Annotated in this window: 17 protein-coding genes; 3 read left to right on the top strand and 14 right to left on the bottom strand. The window is 61.4% G+C overall.

The genetic code is table 11. From position 1 onward, the window contains the following. Nucleotides 1-132: 132 nt before the first annotated feature. The 8 genes from WE862_RS00530 to WE862_RS00495 all read right to left on the bottom strand — a co-directional run bounded on the left by WE862_RS00530 (nt 133) and on the right by WE862_RS00495 (nt 6,157). Complete coding sequence (locus WE862_RS00530) at nt 133-1,005, bottom strand: TIGR03899 family protein (protein ID WP_042030437.1); 873 nt, start codon at nt 1,003-1,005, stop codon at nt 133-135. 104 nt (nt 1,006-1,109) lie between these two features. Then, on the bottom strand, nt 1,110-1,589 hold the full coding sequence (locus WE862_RS00525; protein WP_041210241.1) for a DUF3299 domain-containing protein: 480 nt from the start codon (nt 1,587-1,589) through the stop codon (nt 1,110-1,112). Nucleotides 1,590-1,621: 32 nt separating this feature from the next. Next, nucleotides 1,622-2,869: an ABC transporter permease gene (locus tag WE862_RS00520; protein WP_042030438.1), complete on the bottom strand. Its 1,248-nt coding sequence runs from the start codon at nt 2,867-2,869 to the stop codon at nt 1,622-1,624. Beyond that, nucleotides 2,863-3,552, bottom strand: coding sequence for an ABC transporter ATP-binding protein (locus WE862_RS00515; protein WP_042030440.1), 690 nt, complete (start codon nt 3,550-3,552; stop codon nt 2,863-2,865). The genes WE862_RS00520 and WE862_RS00515 overlap by 7 nt, the downstream gene beginning before the upstream one ends. Nucleotides 3,553-3,556: 4 nt before the next feature. Beyond that, entirely contained in the window at nt 3,557-4,153 is a 597-nt protein-coding gene (locus WE862_RS00510; RefSeq protein WP_042030442.1) for a DUF2796 domain-containing protein, read from the bottom strand. A gap of 30 nt (nt 4,154-4,183) precedes the next feature. Further along, nucleotides 4,184-4,483, bottom strand: a complete 300-nt coding sequence (locus WE862_RS00505; RefSeq protein ID WP_042030443.1) for a DUF2607 family protein — start codon at nt 4,481-4,483, stop codon at nt 4,184-4,186. 43 nt (nt 4,484-4,526) lie between these two features. Beyond that, entirely contained in the window at nt 4,527-5,069 is a 543-nt protein-coding gene (locus tag WE862_RS00500) for a YtfJ family protein (protein WP_339058683.1), read from the bottom strand. Between the two features lie 209 nt (nt 5,070-5,278). Beyond that, nucleotides 5,279-6,157 (bottom strand): hypothetical protein, encoded by an 879-nt coding sequence (locus WE862_RS00495; RefSeq protein ID WP_033113055.1) that lies wholly within the window; start codon nt 6,155-6,157, stop codon nt 5,279-5,281. 138 nt (nt 6,158-6,295) lie between these two features. On the opposite strand from WE862_RS00495, the gene WE862_RS00490 reads away from it, so the two are divergent. Next, entirely contained in the window at nt 6,296-6,646 is a 351-nt protein-coding gene (locus tag WE862_RS00490; RefSeq protein ID WP_033113056.1) for a hypothetical protein, read from the top strand. Between the two features lie 27 nt (nt 6,647-6,673). Here the strand turns inward: WE862_RS00490 and ppa are convergent, their stop codons facing one another. The 3 genes from ppa to WE862_RS00475 all read right to left on the bottom strand — a co-directional run bounded on the left by ppa (nt 6,674) and on the right by WE862_RS00475 (nt 9,972). After that, on the bottom strand, nt 6,674-7,204 hold the full coding sequence (gene ppa, locus WE862_RS00485) for an inorganic diphosphatase (protein WP_005335667.1): 531 nt from the start codon (nt 7,202-7,204) through the stop codon (nt 6,674-6,676). 198 nt (nt 7,205-7,402) lie between these two features. Beyond that, complete coding sequence (locus WE862_RS00480; RefSeq protein WP_042030445.1) at nt 7,403-8,983, bottom strand: DUF3369 domain-containing protein; 1,581 nt, start codon at nt 8,981-8,983, stop codon at nt 7,403-7,405. Nucleotides 8,984-9,090: 107 nt separating this feature from the next. After that, a complete protein-coding gene (locus WE862_RS00475; RefSeq protein ID WP_042030446.1) occupies nt 9,091-9,972 on the bottom strand; it encodes a LysR family transcriptional regulator in 882 nt (293 codons plus the stop codon). Nucleotides 9,973-10,131: 159 nt separating this feature from the next. Here WE862_RS00475 and WE862_RS00470 point away from each other — a divergent pair, with 159 nt between their 5' ends. Together WE862_RS00470 and WE862_RS00465 are read left to right on the top strand one after the other, a co-directional pair. Then, nucleotides 10,132-10,536: an SMR family transporter gene (locus WE862_RS00470; protein ID WP_082035428.1), complete on the top strand. Its 405-nt coding sequence runs from the start codon at nt 10,132-10,134 to the stop codon at nt 10,534-10,536. Continuing rightward, nucleotides 10,524-10,844 carry an SMR family transporter gene (locus tag WE862_RS00465; protein ID WP_041210231.1) on the top strand — a complete coding sequence of 107 codons (321 nt, stop codon included), beginning with the start codon at nt 10,524-10,526 and terminating at the stop codon, nt 10,842-10,844. The genes WE862_RS00470 and WE862_RS00465 overlap by 13 nt, the downstream gene beginning before the upstream one ends. A gap of 69 nt (nt 10,845-10,913) precedes the next feature. On the opposite strand, the gene WE862_RS00460 is transcribed toward WE862_RS00465, so the two are convergent. From WE862_RS00460 to hrpB, 3 genes are all read right to left on the bottom strand, one after another. Continuing rightward, on the bottom strand, nt 10,914-11,315 hold the full coding sequence (locus WE862_RS00460) for a VOC family protein (RefSeq protein ID WP_042030448.1): 402 nt from the start codon (nt 11,313-11,315) through the stop codon (nt 10,914-10,916). A gap of 59 nt (nt 11,316-11,374) precedes the next feature. Continuing rightward, the gene (mrcB, locus tag WE862_RS00455) at nt 11,375-13,693 is read right to left on the bottom strand and encodes a penicillin-binding protein 1B (protein WP_041210229.1); all 2,319 of its coding nucleotides are present in this window, start codon (nt 13,691-13,693) and stop codon (nt 11,375-11,377) included. A 251-nt stretch (nt 13,694-13,944) separates the two neighbouring features. Beyond that, nucleotides 13,945-16,392 carry an ATP-dependent helicase HrpB gene (gene hrpB, locus WE862_RS00450; protein WP_042030450.1) on the bottom strand — a complete coding sequence of 816 codons (2,448 nt, stop codon included), beginning with the start codon at nt 16,390-16,392 and terminating at the stop codon, nt 13,945-13,947. Nucleotides 16,393-16,480 lie beyond the last annotated feature (88 nt).

Genomic DNA, 16,480 nt, shown 5'->3' with positions numbered 1-16,480 from the left:
AGTTGCAAAAAATGGGGACGGTGAGGGGGGCTCGATCTGCATTTTGCACATCATTTTGAAGATGAGAGCAATGCAGATCGCCCTATTCGCAATGAGGGAGGGGCTACCTCCCCGGGGTGTTCAGGAACGGGTTCAGGGATGGCTTGCGGGAGTTGGTTCGGTGGTTGAGGGGGGCGGCTCGCTCGGTTGTTGCTGCACCTCTATCTGCATCCCCTGCACCAGCACGGTTTTCAGATCCTGCAGGTACTCATCCAGCGGGGTATCGGTGAGCAGCTGGGCCAGCTCGTTACCCACCGGGGTGAGCCGGTAGTAGAGCAGAGTGATGTTGTTCTGCTTGCGCTGCAGCCGCCAGCGCTGGTTGCCAAACTCCAGCTCCACCCCATCGGCGGGCAGCGGGCCGGACTCCAGCTCGCCCTTGTGCAGCAGACCGAGCTCGAACAGCTGCAGCAGGGCGCTGTAGGGGAGGCGATATTTGCCGAGCCCCAGCCGGGTTGCCTTGGCACGGCTCAGCAGACTGGCGCCCTTGTGCAGCCCCAGCAGCAGGCGCTGCTCGTCACTGCCCGCATAGTGGCAGGTGAGGGAGCAGATGCGCTGGAACAGCTGGGCTTCGCGCTGGGTCATCTCTTTGAGGGTGGAGAGCGCCCGAATGGAGAAGCGACCCGGGGTGGCGACCTCCAGCGCGAAGATCCGCCCCCACAGCTGCTGCATCGGCACCATGCTGATATCTTCCGCCAGTTGCAGGAAGCGGGTCAGCCAGTCGCTGTCCATCTCGCCGCCGGCGGCGGTCTCTTCACAGTGACGGGAGGCCATCACCATGATGGCTTCCAGATTGCGCTGGCGGGCGGCCTGATCCGCCAGATGGCGAAAGGTAGCGCGCTGTTCGAAGGTGCTGTCGGTGTTGCGGGTGAGCATGCCGTCGATGCCGCGGCTGCGTGCCAGACGCAGTGTCTGCTCCTGACTGCTCAGGATCGAACTCTCTTTCTTGGGGGGGGGCAGATCGGCCATGCTGACTCCATTCGCACAGGTGCAGGAGGTGAATGTTACTCCAAGCCAAGTTTGAAGATAACAAAGCGGCCTCCGTGGAGGCCGCTTTTTTTGCAAAGGGAGGATTACTCCTCGTAAACGCTCACCTCCACCGCATCCATGGCGTAGGAGGCGGTGGCCATTTCGTGGCTGGAGCTGACTGTGCGCATCTTGCCCTTGACCCAGATGGCGTCCCACAGGTCATCCACTGGCGCCCCCTTGGGGTAGCTCACATAGACCACCTGATTGGTGGGCGGGGGCGGCACGTGGATGCAGGCGCCAAAGTAGGGCACCAGCAGGAAGGCGGTGATCTTCTTGGCATCCCCCTCCAGCGGTACCACGAAGCCAGGCAGCCGTACATTCTGCTCATTCAGCTTCTTGTTCACGCCACCCACAGGTTGCGGCACCGAGGCGAAGTTGCCGTCATGGTTGATCGGCGGGGGCGGCTGGATCTTCTCTCCCTGCGGGATGAGCACGTCCCAGTCGATGGTCTTGTAATCGTCTGCGGCCATGGCGGGCAGAGCCAGCAGGCTGGCGAGCAGCGCCACTATTTTCCACTTCATCATCTGTCCTTCTGTTTCTATTTTTGGGCGTCTCGCTAGACGCGAATACTCATGCCATCGCTCAGGCTGTAGCGGTAGGCGCGGGCGGCGGGGAGCAGGCCGATCACCATGCCCGCCAGCCACACCAGCCCCAGCAGCTGCCACTCGTAGGCACTCGGCAGCCCCAGACTCAGTTGCAGGCCATAGTGGCTGAGCAGCCAGGGGGTAGCAAGCCCCTGCCCGAGATAGAGCACTGCCACCCCGAACGCGATGCCGACGGTGGTCAGCGCCATTGCCTCCAGCGCCAGCAGCAGGAAGATATGGGTGGGGCCGGCACCGAGGGAGCGCAATATGGCGAGTTCCCGGCGCCGTTCGTTAAGCCCGGCGAGCAAGGTGGTCAGCATGCCGATAAGGCCCGCCACCACCACAAAGCCGGCGATGACCGACAGGGCGGTTTCCGCTACGCTCATCAGGCTCCACAGCTCCTGCAGGGCGGCGCCCGGCAGGATCGCCATCAGCGGCTCTCTGGGATAGGTGTTGATGGTGCGTTGCAGCTGGAACGCCAGAATCCGGTTGCTCAACCCCACCATAAAGGCGGTGATGGTTTTCGGAGTGAGATCCTGCGCCAGCGCCTGCTCCGGGGTGACGTTCTTGCTGTGGCGACCGGTATCCCAACCGAGATGGATCGCCTCGATCCCCGCCAGCGGCACATGGATGGTGCGATCGATGGGCGTACCGGTCGGCGCCAGAATGCCCACCACCTTGAACGGCAGGTTGTCGTGCTGGCTGAAGGAGGTGTTGCCAGCGCCGTGGGCGATGACGATGGACTGGCCAAGGTGATAGCCGAGCTTCTCGGCCACCTGGGAGCCGAGTACCGCTTCAAAAGGCGTGTCGAACGGTCGCCCCTCGCGCAGCTGCAGCGACTGCTGCTGGCCGTACTTCAGGTGGGTGAAGTAGTCGCCGTTGGTGCCGAGCACCCGAAATCCCTTGTGGGAGTCACCGAGGGAGAGCGGGATGGTCCAGGCAATGCCGGGGCGCTGCTTGATGGCCTGATAGGAGTCCCACCCCACGTTGTTGGTCGGATTGCCGATGCGAAACACCGAGTAGAGCAGCAGATTCACCTGACCGGAGCGGGCGCCGACGATGAGATCGGTGCCGGAGACGGTATTGGCAAAGCTGTCGCGCGCCTGATTGCGCACCCGCTCTACCCCGAGTAGCAGGGTGACGCTGATGGCGATGGCCAGCAGGGTGAGCCCGGCGGTGAGGCGGCGGGCCCAGAGACTTTGCAGGGCGAGAGTCAGCATGATGCCCTCCGGTTGAGCTGTTGCAGGTTCTCCACCCGCGGGAACAGGGGTTCGAGATGAGGGTCGTGGCTGACGAAGATGAGGGTCGAACCCTGCTTGTCGCACTCCTCAAACAGCAGCTTGATAAAGGCGGCCCGGTTGTCGGTGTCGAGGGCCGAGGTGGGCTCGTCGGCGATCACCAGCGGTGGTGAGCCAATGAGAGCGCGTGCCGCAGCGACCCGCTGTTGCTGGCCGATGCTGAGGGCGTGCACGGGGCGATGCAGCGCTTCGTCCGGCAGTTGCAGCTCTGCCAGCAGGCGGCGCGCCTCCTGTTGTGGCGTGGCTTGCAGCCGGCTGCGCTTCTCGGGGGAGAAGGTGAGCGCAGCGGTGACGTTATCCAGCACCGAGAGAAACGGCAGCAGGTTGAACTGCTGGAAGATGTAACCGAGATTGGCCGCCCGGAAGTGGTCACGGGCGCGGCCAGAGAGCCGGGCCAGTGGCTGGCCCAGCACCTCCAGGGTGCCGTGGTTGGCGGTCTGGATCCCGGCCAGCAGGCCGAGCAGCGTCGATTTGCCGGAGCCCGACGGCCCCTTGATAAAGACCCGCTCGCCCTTTGCAATGGTCAGGGTGGGCAGGTCGAGTACAACCTCGTGACCCGGCCAGGCAAAGGCCAGATCACGGATCTCAACCACGGCGTTTTTCATGGCGTTACCAGCTCAGCTTGTTGGCGGACGGGGTCAGTTCGGCTGCGGTCTGGCCGGTGGGCAGGATCCCCTGCACGCTCAGCTTCTCAAGGCTCGGATAGACGCTGAACAGGGTCGCTTCAAGACCGGTGAGTTTGGCCGGGGTGGCGCAGGTGTAGGTGTACATGGCGCCCATATCGGCGTGACCCGCTTCGTCATGATCATGGTGGTGCTCATGCTCCCTGCTGGCAGCCTTGTCATGGTCATGGTCATGGTCATGGTCATGGTCATGGTCGTGATCTTCTTTGGCCGTCTGCAGCTCCTGCTGGGTCAGCTTGCAGCCGGCGGCCGGGTCGAAGCGAAACAGGGGGTCAGGCTGCTGGAGACGGGCGATTGCCTTGGCATATTGTGCCTTCTCTTCATCGCTCTTGGCTGCGTGTTCGAAGCCCACCAGATCGGCAGCAGGTGCTTGCAGCTCGATCATCAGCTGGTCGCCATCGACCACCAGATTGAGGTGGCCGTGGCCATGTTCGTGGGCGCCGTGGCTGTGACTTTCGTGTTCATCGTGATTGGCGTGCGCGGCAAAGGTGGCTACCGCCAGCAACAGGGTAACTGCTTTCATCTTGAATCCTTTTAATAACAAAAAGAGAACTTAAACAAAGGGATAGATAAAAGCGGCGAGCGGCGGCGCACGGATTGCGTAGCTGTGGGGCGGGGTGGCATCTGCCGAATGTTGCATGAGCGCAACAACAGGTGTGTCGGCTGTTTTATCAGCGTAACAATATGGGGTAGGGGTGATAGCCTGTTTGCCATCCAGATGGAGGGCGCAGACCAGACAGTGGTGGTTGTCGTGACCGGGCAGGGCGGAGTCAAGCTGATGCCGGGCGAGCAGGGGTTGCAGCAACAACCAGCCCAGCAACACGATCCAGATTTTCAGCTTGATACGACCCATAGACCCTTATGGAAAGGGCGCCATCAGCGCCCTTTCACTCTGATTAGAGATGGGACTTGATGAGCCCCATCACGGTTGCGATGTTGTTGGCATCGAGCTGGCCATCTTTGGCAAACAGCACCTTGCCCTCTTTATCCACCAGGATGATGGCCGAGCTTTCCGGTGCCAGATCCCAAGCGTTGCGGGCCATTCCCTTGGCATCCAGCACGATGGCGAGCCAGGGGAACTCTTTCTTGCTGTCCTCGGCACTGCTCTTCACAAAACCGGAGGTGCCCCAGATGGCGTCATTGCTGTTGATGATGGTGACGGTCTGGTACTTGTCATGGGGCAGATGAGCTGCCTTGATCGCCTCGATCATCGGTGCATTCAGCTCTTTGGCACTGGTGCGACCGGCGATGTGCTGGATCAGGAAGACCTTGCCGGTGAGCGCCTTGCTCTGCCACGGCTGGTAGCTGATCTCTTTGCCGCTGAGTACCAGCTCACCCTTGTCGCTGATATTGACCAGCGGAACCGGGTTCGCTTCCTTGATGTTGCTGGCGAAGGCGAGGCAGGGCAGCAGCGCCAAAGTAAGTACGAGATGTTTCATCCTGATGACACTCCATTTGTTATGTTATAACGAGTTTCAGATTGAGGGAATGGGCGAGCTTCATCCTAAACTGATCGGATCTGTTTAAAAAGTGTTAAATAGAATCGCAATTCGGAAGTGCCACCACCCCGTCGGTTTGACGAGGTGGGCTAGGATGGCATGACATCGATAAAAATCAATGAATTGGCTGCTGGTCTGAGCTCTCGGGTTCAGTAGAGCGGCTGGCTGACGAGGGGAATCCTGGCCAGTGCCATCTGCTGCACCATCAGTGGAGAGCCGGTCAGCAATATCTGACGCTGGTTGTTGATCATCAGGGTATCGCCCTTTAGGCCACTGTCGGCGGTGATGGCGAGCCAGGCTGGTGAGACGCTGCCGATGCTGATATCGGGATAGATGATGCTGAGCACATATTGCGGCGCCAGCTCTGCCAGCAGGCTGGCCATCAGTAGCGCCTTCTCGTCGCTGTCGGCCTTGTTCTCCTGCAACGCCTGCAGCGGAGGAGCGAAGTGATCCATCTGCTCTGGCTGGGTCGGGATGGCGTTCAGCCACTCTTGCAGCAGGCTGACGCTGGTGGCGAGATCCTTGGCGGCAAACTGGCGGGCCAGCGGCTTGAGGGAGTCCTTGAAGTGGTAGAAGAGCCGCGAGTAGTCGGGCCGCACGCAGGGCAGCTTGCGATTGGAGGGATGCACGCAGGGTACCACCATCATCTGGTAGAAGGCGTCATCCTGATACTGCTGGTAGGCTTGCCAGAAGAGTTGCGACTCCATGCTGTCATCGTGCAGGGTGAAGGCCTGCTCCAGCGAGCGAAACTTGGTGGCGGTCTCGGGACTGTACTGATTGATGAGATTGATGCTGTTGTAGAGCCTGGGCCCTATGTAGGCGTACAGGGTCTCCAGCGGCTTGGTGAGGGAGGCATCGAGCAGCTGCATCTCGTGCTGACTCGCAGCCAGGGTCTGATCATCCGTAGTCAGCTGAAAGTGCTGGTGCTGACCACCCGGCGATTGCCACTGCCAGCTCATCTGGATCTCGCTGGCATGGGCTGTGGTAGAGAGGGTCAAAGCGAGTAACAGCGCGGCGATTGGCTTCATGGCGGTGTTTCCTGCCGGGGATGATAATTAACAACTAGGTTAGGCAGGGCCAGTTTGGTGATGTTTCGTTTTGTGAACCGGATAACAGACTGATGTGGCTTTAAATTTAATTGTGAAAAAAAGTCACGAGGAGGGGTTATGAAGCTGTGGCTCTTGGGATGGCTGGTGGCGATGAGCCTGCCTGCAGTGGCGGGGCCTGTCATCGTCAGCAAGGGAGATGACGGTATCGATGCCTTTGCCCTGCGCGACAAGCTGGCGCGTGAACATGAGTGGCAGGAGTGGTTGCGCTTCCAGCAGGCTATCAAGTGGCTGGAGGTGCTGCCGGTCAATTGCGAGCTGGTGAGTCAGAAGGAGGGAGGGTATCGCTGCGGGAGCGATTATTACCGTCCCTACCAGCAACAAGATGGTCGTGAAATATATATTCAGGGGGATCCTGCTGGCGAAACGCCCCCAAATTTGCCGCAACAACCCACTAAAAAGGCGCCATAAGGCGCCTTTTTTATCTGCAGGTTGCGCTTATTTTGCAGCGTAACGCTCGGCAGAGGTTTTGATCTCGGCTTCGGCAGCGGCCTTGTCGCCCCAACCTTCAACCTTGACCCATTTGCCTGCTTCCAGCTCTTTGTAACGCTCGAAGAAGTGCTGGATCTGTGCTTTCAGCAGTTCCGGCAGATCGTTCACATCCTGAATGTGGTCGTACTGCTTGGTCAGCTTGGAGTGCGGTACGGCAACAATCTTGGCATCTTCGCCAGATTCGTCGGTCATCTTCAGCACGCCAACCGGACGGCAGCGGATGACGGAGCCAGCCAGCAGCGGGTAGGGGGTCGGAACCAGTACGTCGACGGGGTCACCATCCAGAGAGAGGGTCGCGTTCACATAGCCGTAGTTGCACGGATAGAACATGGGGGTGGACATGAAGCGATCCACGAAAATCGCGCCGCTATCCTTGTCGACTTCGTATTTGATCGGGTCGGCATTCTGCGGGATTTCGATGATGACGTAGATATCGTCGGGCAGGCTCTTGCCGGCCGGTACCAGGTTCAGGCTCATGATATTTCCTTGGTTTTAATATCGGGTTTGCAGGCCGACATTATAGCGATGTGATGTTAAATGACCATATTTCAGCGGATATCGCCGCCAAAGAGAGGGGATGTTTATCGCGGGGGGATAGTAGGTGTGCGCAAAATGCAACAAATTGGCTGTTTTCATGCCATACCGGTGGGTTGCGTCACCGGTATGGCATGAGATTCAGAGCGAGTAGGGAAGCCGCGATTCGTTGACCAGTCGGGCGAGGGCAGCCACGACATGGGGGTCAAACTGGGTGCCGGAGCGGGACTGGATGTACTCCATGGTCTGCTCCAGCGTCCAGGGCTCCTTGTAGGGGCGTTTGCTGAGCAGGGCATCGAACACATCGACTACCGCCACAATCCGCGCCGAGAGAGGGATCTGCTGGCCAGCCAGCCGTTCGGGGTAACCCTTGCCGTCAAAATGCTCGTGGTGGCCACGGGCAATCTCGGCTCCGAGCGACAGGTAGCTGGTGCCCTCCACCATTTCGCCCGCCTTGTGCAGTATGTTGGCGCCGATGCCGGCATGCTGTTCCATGATGGCCCGCTCGTCGGGATCGAAACGCCCCGGCTTGTGCAGGATATGGTCCGGTGTGCCCACCTTGCCCACATCGTGCAGGATGGAAGCCATGCCGATCATCTCGACAAACTCTGGGGTGAGCTGTTCAGGGTAGGCGGCCATCTGCTGCAACTCTTCCACCAGAGCATCGGAGAGCTTCTGGACCCGCAAGACGTGTTCGCCGGTGTCCGAGTCGCGGAACTCTGCCAGCGCAGCCAGCGCCACTACGGTCGCCTCCTGGGCACGCAGCAACTGGTTGTAGAGATAGAGGTTGTCGTAGGCGGCGGAGATGCGCTGGCAGAACACATCCAGCAGGTCGCACTCGAGAGGATCGAGGGGCTGGGTGGGGGTAAAGCTCAGTACGAACTCGCGGCCATTCTGGGCGGCGATATAGAGCGAGTCCTGCGGATGTTCAAAGCGGTTGCAACGGGCAGCCAGCGCCTTGGTCACCGACTCGTTGAGGGTCGGGAAGTCGGTGAGACTACCCTGACTCAGCAGGGTTTCATAGTCACCGGTGGCAGCCAGGATCTCCAGTTTTTGCTCGCCCGGGCGGCGTTCAGCACAGATGGCGCCCTCGGTACCGACGTCCAGAATCGCGCTGATCTGTTTGAGCACGCCGGAGGCAAACTCCTTGAGCGAATGGAGATGATAGAGGTCTCCCGCCCCTTCCAGGATCTTGCCAAGACCTTGCCGGCTCTTGTCGATGGCACTCAGCGTTTCATACGAGCGCAGGGAGGCGATGACGGTGGTGTAGAGCTTTTGTACCGTCAGCTCGGTCTTGGTTTTGTAGTCGTTGATATCGTAATCGAGGATCACCCGCTGCTCCGGTGCCTGCCCGGGCTGGCCGGTTCGCAGCACGATACGCACCAGCGAGTTATGCATTTCGTTGCGGATCCTGTGCACCAGCCGCAGGCCGGCGTCTTCTGTCTCCATCACCACATCCAGCAGGATCAGGGCAATTTTGGGATTGGCCTCCAGCATGGTGGCAGCTTCGGTACCACTGTAGGCATTGAGCAGTTCGAGCGGGCGGGATTTGTACTGAATATTGGAGAGGGCAAGCCGGGTGGCATGATGAATGTCGGGCTCATCATCCACGATCAGCACCTGCCAGGGGTTGAGTGCCTTGGGGGTTACGACCTCTTCGTCATCGAGTTCGATGATGTCGTCATCCAGCCAAATGTCGTCCTTGTCTTGGGCACTGCTCATATCGGTTACGCCTCCGGCGTTCAATGAGTATGTAAACAGTATGCACGATCATGCTCGGTAGACGCATCAGCTTAAATGCAGATCGTGAGCTTGCTATGCCATTGCAATTACTCGAAAGGTTCCAGATACGTCTGGATCGACTTCTTCAGCCAGGCCAGCGCCTTGCCGTGATAGGCGTTCTGCGCCAGATAGACCCCGTAATCCCGCCACTGCAGGCTGAACTTGTGTTTCAGCGTCAGTAGCGAACCCTGCCTCAGCTGGCTCTGTATGAGGGGTGAGGGGAGCACCGCCCAGCCAAGGCCATCCAGCACAGAGTTGCGCATCAACTCGAAGCTGGAGAGACCGATATGCTTGCCGCCCACTGGCAGCAGACTTTTTAGCGAGAATTCATCTACATAGGAGAGGGTTATCTGGGTGTGGTCAGTCAGATCCTGCTGTACTACCCGTTTCAGTGCCGCCAGCGGGTGGTTGGGGGCGACCACCATCAGGGTGCGGATCGGGTTGAGCAGATCGATGTGGAGGCCGCAGCGCTCCTGATCTTCGGTAATAAGGCCGAAAGCGGCATCGACAAATCCCTCCTCAACCAGCGCGGGTAGCTCGGGGGGCGAGGTGAGCACCAGCGAGATGCTGGTGCCGGGAAACTGGCTGTGCAGTCCAGCCAGCATCTCGCGCCATACCTGTTCGGGGATGGCGTCATCGCGGGCGATCCGCAGCGCCACTTCGGCCCCCGAAGCGTAGTGCTCGCATTTCTGTTGCAGGCTGTTGGCGGCCTGCAGCAGGCGGGTGCAGTCATCCAGCACCAGCTCGCCGATTTCGGTCAGCCGACTCTGATTGGCACCGCGTTCAAAAAGTTCGACGCCAAGCTCGACTTCAAGAGCCGTTATGGCGGTACTGACTGCGCTGCGGCTCTTGCCTAGACGGCGGGCAGTGCTGGCGATGGAGCCACTATTGGCGGACTCGACAAAGAGTTCTATCTGATAAAGCTTCATGGTTTACGGCATATGACACAGTGATCCCATCTTCACCTTACCCTGCCCCCGACTGACAAGGCAAACGAGTAGCGTCGATATTGTCGACGCTCAGCGACTCCCGCCGGAGAGAAGACCCGAGCTACCATCTCTCCCGTCGCAGCAACAAAAGGAAAATTTATGTTATTCAGTCGCATGCTTTTAGCTCGAATATTTTTGACGGGCGCCATAGTGACCGAGGTGGCAGGCACCTCGAGTATGGCGATGATCCCCGAGAACGATGCCGGATGGCTCAACTATTTGCCGATGTGGGTGCTGATTTCGCTCTCGTATCTGCTACTGGCCAAAGCCGCCAAAACAATCTCCATTGGTATTGCCTTTGCGTTGTGGGAGGGGCTGGGGATTGCGCTGATCACCGTCGTCTCCGTGATGTTCCTCGACTACAACCTGAGTGCTCAGGAGTTGATTGGTCTGGGGCTGGCGATAGTGGGTATTGTTATGGTGACCATGGGGGAGTGCCACGATGAGCCGACAAGTGCTCACGATGACACCCGCAATGGCGAGGAGGTTGTATGCACCCGTTAATAATCGTTTTTGGCGCAGCGCTGCTGGATATCGGCGCCAACATGGCGATCAACCGCTCGGCCGGCTTTCGCTACAAGAGGTGGGGTTTCCTCGGCATCCTGCTGGTGCTGATGGCCTTTACCCTGCTCTCCGAGGCGGTCAGCGGTGGCAAGATCGACCTGGCCGTGGCCTACGCGACCTGGGGTGCAATCGGTATTCTCGGTACTGCGCTGGGTGGCTTGCTCATCTTCCGCGAGCGCCTCAAGCCCATCGGCTGGGCCGGCATGATGGTGATGGCACTGGCTGTCGCCATGCTGACCACCGCCTGATAAAACGCCAGCAATAAATAAAAAAGCCGCCCGGTTCGCCGGGCGGCTTTTTGTTTGGCCGATGCAGACTCAGCGCGGTGCTTCGTAGAGCTCCAGCGGCAGGCCGTCGGGGTCAGCGAAAAAGGTGAAGCGCTTGCCGGTCAGCTCATCCACCCGCACCGGCTCCACAGCGACTTGGTGGGCGTGCAGATGGGCGATGACGCGGTCAAGGTCGCGCACCCGAAAGGCCAAATGACGCAGGCCGCATGCCTCTGGCGTAGAGGGGCGCTTGGGCGTAATGGGGAAGCTGAACAGCTCCAGCTGGCTGCCATCCGGCAGGGCCAGATCCAGTTTCCACGACTGGCGCGCCTCGCGCAGGGTCTCTGCAATGATGGGCAGGCCCAGCACCTCGTGATAGAAGTGGCGCGAGCGAGCGTAATCGCTGGCGATGATGGCAACGTGGTGGATGGCCTCAAACAGCGGCTGGTTCATGGTGACTCCTTGTAAGCGGGATGGCGAGACGGGCAGCCCTGGCTACCCGTCTCCCTCGGTCAGTTGAAGAATCCGCCGAACCAGTCGTCCAGCGCGCTGCGTGGCGTACCCGGGCTGCTGCAGCTGGTCGGTGAGCCCATGGTCGAGACCTTGGCAGGCACCTGCAGGCTGCCCGGGCAGTCGCTGGTAACCCGGGTGCCACTGGTGCGAGAGAAGTTGGCCCAGGTAACCCCTTCCGGGATCTGCAGGCTCAGGCTGTTGACGCCGCGCTGGCTCATGTAGCCGGTGAAGAGCTGCAGGGCGCCGCTGGCACCGGTCAGGCCTGCCGGGGTGTTGTCATCGCGGCCGACCCAGATGCTGACCAGCTCGTTGTTGTCGAGCCCGGTAAACCAGGAGTCGCGCAGCTCGTTGGTGGTGCCGGTCTTGGCTGCCATGGTGGCGCCCGGGAACTTGGCACCCAGCGAGCGCGCCGTCCCCTGGCTCACCGTCTTGGTCATGGCGAACAGGGTGAGCCAGCTCGCCTGACTGTCGGTAACCCGTTTGGCGGTTTGATCATGCTGATAGAGCAGGCTGCCATCCCCCTTGACCACGGCGCGGATCGCCGACAGCGGCTGGGTCAGACCCTGATTGGCGATGGGCAGGTACATCTGGTTCACCTCCATCGGCGAGAGCGCCACGGCCCCCAGCACCAACGACGGATAGGGCTGGATCTCCTGCTGCACCCCCAGCTTGTGCAGGGTATCGACCACCTTCTCCAGCCCCACCTGCAGACCGAGATTGACGGTCGGCACGTTGAGGGAGCTGGCCAGCGCATCCATCAGCGGCACGCTCTGGCGGAACTTGCGATCGTAGTTCTGCGGCGTCCAGACCTGACCATCCTGACCGCGAATGCGGATCGGCTGATCTTTGAGGGGGGTCGCCAGGGTCAGGCCGTTGGAGAGGCCGGTCAGGTAGACCGCAGGTTTCACCAGCGAACCGATCTGGCGGCGGGCATCGAGCGCCCGGTTGAAACCGGCGTAGCGAGGATCGCGACCACCGACCAGCGCCACCACTTCGCCCTTGTGCCAGTCGGAGACCACCATGGCGGCCTCCAGCTTCTTCTTGCCGCGCAGTTTTTCGATGTCGGCGAGGCCAGAAGCGACCGCCTGCTCGGCGGCATGCTGGGCGATGGGGTCGAGGCTGGTGAAGATCTTGAGGCCGGACTGCTTGAGCAGATCCGGGCCGAAGCGGCTCTGGATCTCGCGCTTGAGCAGCCCCATGAAGGCCGGAGTGCGGCCGTAGCTCATCTGGCCGCGGGCGATGATGCCGAGCGGCTGCTTGCTGGCCAGATCATATTCGGCCTGGGTCAGGCTGCCGTGATCCATCAGCAGTTTCAGTACCAGATCGCGGCGTACTTTGGCCCGATCGGGGAAGCGCCAGGGATCGTAATAGGAGGGGCCTTTTACCAGACCGACCAGCAGGGCGACCTGATCGATGTCCAGCTCGTTGACCGGAATGCCGAAGTAAAAGTAGGAGGCGAGACCGAAGCCATAGACCCCTTGCGAGAAGTTCTGTCCCAGATAGACCTCGTTGAGGTAGGACTCCAGGATCTCGTCCTTGCTGTAGCGGTAGTCGATCAGCACCGCCATGTAGGCTTCCTGCAGTTTTCGCCACAGGCTGCGCTCACGGGTCAGGAAGAAGTTCTTGGCCAGCTGCTGGGTGAGGGTACTCCCGCCCTGCACTGTGCGGCCGGCGATCAGGTTGGCAAACATGGCGCGCATGATGGCGATAGGGGAGACGCCGCCATGCTGATAGAAGTCGCGATCCTCGGTGGTGAGCAGGGTCACCAGCAGGCTGTCCGGCACCTCGGCGAGGCGCACCAGCAGGCGATCTTCCCGATCTTCGGTGTTGAGGCGGTCGAGCAGCACCGGGTCCATCTGGGCGTAACCGAGCTGGCGCTGGTTCTCCAGCGACTGGATCCCCTCGAGACGCGGGCCGTTGAAGGTGAGGCGCAGGCCGCGGGCACCATCGGTGCCATCGTAGAAGGCAAATGGTCGGCGAATAAGCTCGATGCGGTTGCCGATGATGGTGTATTCACCCGGGGTATGGGGCTGGCGCACCTGCTTGTAGCTCAGCATGTTGAGCTCTCGCAGCATCTGATCGCGCGACAGGCGTTGGCCCGGATAGAGCTCCAGCGGACGGCTGTAGACCATCACCGGCAGCTGCCACTTCTCGCCGTCAAATCGCTCGCGCACCTGGGTATCGAGGTAGATGCCAAACACCACCATGAAGGCCGCGACCACCAGCGAGAGCTTGAAGCCAAGCCAGAACAGCTTGCGCCAGATGGTACGCTTGGGTGGCGCTTTCTTGGGGGCGCGCTTGCGTCGTTGGGTTGCCATAAATCCTCTTTGCTTTCCTTTCTACTTGTTATGTCGCATTCGCTAATGTCCGATTGGGCTTAACCAATTGGATCTGGATTCCGGGTTTCGCTCCGCCAGACAGATGGATGTCCCACCCCTCATCCCCGGCCCTTCTCCCACAAGGGGAGAAGGGAGCAAACACCAACCTCGATCGATTCCCTCTCCCTCTGGGAGAGGGCCAGGGTGAGGGTCATCTGCTGGAGTAGGGCTACGTTATTCCCTGCACCAACCTACATTCCCATCTTCTTCTTGGTGACCCTGGTCGGCATCGCCTCCAGCGGATTGTCCGGCCAGTAGTGGCGGGGATAGCGCCCCTTCATCTCTTTTTTCACCTGCTCGTAGGAGCCAGCCCAGAAAGCGGCCAGATCGGCGGTGATCTGCAGCGGTCGCTGGGCGGGGGAGAGCAGCTCTACCACCAGCGCCACCCGGCCATCGGCCACGCAGGGGGTTGCCGCCTGACCGAACATCTCCTGAATTCGTACCGGGATCACCGGTGCCTGACCCGGCTGATAGCGGATCCGCACCCGGCTGCCGGTCGGTGCCGTGAAGTGGCCGGGCAGTGCCTCGTCCAGCCGTTTGGGCAGTGGCCAGGGCAGAGATTGGCGCAGGATGTCGCTCATATCGAGCTTTTTCAACTGCTCCAGCCGGGTCATGCCGCTCACCGCCGGCAGCAGCCACTGTTCGAGGGTGGCCAGCAGGCTGTCGTCATCCATGGCTGGCCACTCCTCATCAGGCAGCCACTCACGGGCGCAGCGCAGACGGGCCAGCAGCCCTTCGCTGCTCTCGTCCCACGGCAGCACATGCAGCCCCTTGCGGCGGATGCCCTGCAGCAGGCAGCGCCCCTTCTGCTCATCCGAAAGGTCTGTCAGCGGTCGCTGGCTCAGCACCAGCTCACCGATCACCTGTTGGCGTTCGGCCCGCACCCGCTCCTCGCGCTCGTCCCAGTCGAACCACTGGCGCTCGCTCACCAGCTCCGGCAGCAGACGCGCCAGCTCATCCAGCTCTATCGGTTCGGCGATAAAGATGCGGCTGCCGCGCTCGTTCTGGCCCATCTCCACCGCAATCAACGCACTTTGACCCTGACAGGGGTGACCCTCGCTCAGATCGCAGCTCACCCCGCCACTGAGCTGGTAACGGCTGCCGCTGCGCAGCTTGCCGATGCGATCCGGCCAGGCGAGGGCGCAGAGCAGCCCGAGCCACTGACCCTGTGGATTGGCCGGGCGAGCGCCGAGCCGTTCAAACCAGCGGGCCGCACTCTGGCGCAGGGCTCCCTGACGGCGGTGGAACAGCACCGAGAGGCGCTCCGATCCTCGCAGATCTTCTTCCAGCAACGCCACCAGATATGCGGCATCGGCGACAATCCCTGTCAGACCTTCAGCTTCCAGCTCGCGGGCGCGCAGCAGCATGCGGGCGAGCCGGGGATGGGTACCGAAGGCCGCCATGGCGCGGCCAGCCGGGGTAAGTTGTTGCTCACCCTCCGGCTTCATGGCGCCGAGGGCGACCAGCAGCCGCTGGGCGCTGGCGACGGCGGCAGCCGGCGGCATGTCGAGCAGCGGCAGATCTTCCACCTTTGCCCCCCACTGGGCAGCATCCAGCAGCAGACCGGTCAGCTCCTGAGTGAGGATGTCGGGCGGACTCTGCTCGGCGAGCCGCTCCTGCACCTCGCTGCTCCAGAGCCGGTAGCAGACGCCGGGGCCGAGGCGGCCGGCACGGCCCGCCCTCTGGGTGGCGGAGGCTTTGGCGATGGGGCGGGTCTCCAGTCGGGTGACGCCGCTTTTCAGATCGAACGAGGCACGCCGCTCCAGCCCGCTGTCGATCACGACAGAGACGCCTTCGATGGTGAGAGAGGTCTCCGCCACATTGGTGGTGAGCACCAGCTTACGGCGGCCCGCAGGTGGCGGCTCGATGGCCGCTTGCTGGGCTGCCATGTCGAGGCGGCCGTAGAGGGGGGCGAGGGTCACATCATCCGGCAGCCGTCCTTCCAGCCACTGTGCCAGCCGCTCGATCTCTCCCTGTCCCGGCAGGAAGACCAGCAGGCTGCCAGCTTGCTCGGCCAGCGCTTCGAGCACCACGGCGCCGACTTGCGGCTCCAGCCACTGCTGGCGATTGGCGGGGCGGTAGTGGTAGTCGATGGGAAAGCCGCGCCCTTCCGAGCGGATCACCGGCGCATCCGGCAGCAACTTTTCCAGTGCCATGCCATCCAGAGTGGCGGACATCACCAGGAGCTTGAGGTCATCGCGCAATCCCTGCTGGCTCTCGATGGCGAAGGCCAGCGCGGTATCGGCGTGCAGGCTGCGTTCGTGGAACTCATCGAAGATGACCAGCGAGACGCCGCCGAGCTCGGGATCCTGCTGCAACATCCGGGTCAGCACCCCTTCGGTGACAATCTCGAGCCGGGTCGCGGAGCTGGTGCGGCTCTCGCCGCGCACCCGCAGGCCGATGCGCTCGCCCACCTTCTCCCCGAGCTGGCGCGCCAGAAAGCTGGCGATATTGCGCGCCGCCAGCCGTCTTGGTTCCAGCATGATGATGCGGCCGGGCAGCCGGTTCTGGCGTACCAGCTCCAGCGGCAGCAGGGTCGATTTGCCCGCGCCGGGGGGCGCCTGCAGGATCACGCTGTTGTGGCGGTCGAGGGCGGCAAAGAGTTCGGGCAGCACCGAAACGATGGGGAGTGGGGACAAAACGATCAACACCTTCTGTTGCAACCGGTAAAACGGCGCCTATTCTGCCACAGCCAGCATGGCCACCGTGAGCAGATGTGGGGGAGCA

Source organism: Aeromonas jandaei (assembly GCF_037890695.1).
Lineage (GTDB): Bacteria > Pseudomonadota > Gammaproteobacteria > Enterobacterales > Aeromonadaceae > Aeromonas > Aeromonas jandaei.
The sequence above is the reverse complement of the archived record's forward strand: the minus strand, read 5'-3'. Positions and strand labels throughout refer to the sequence as shown.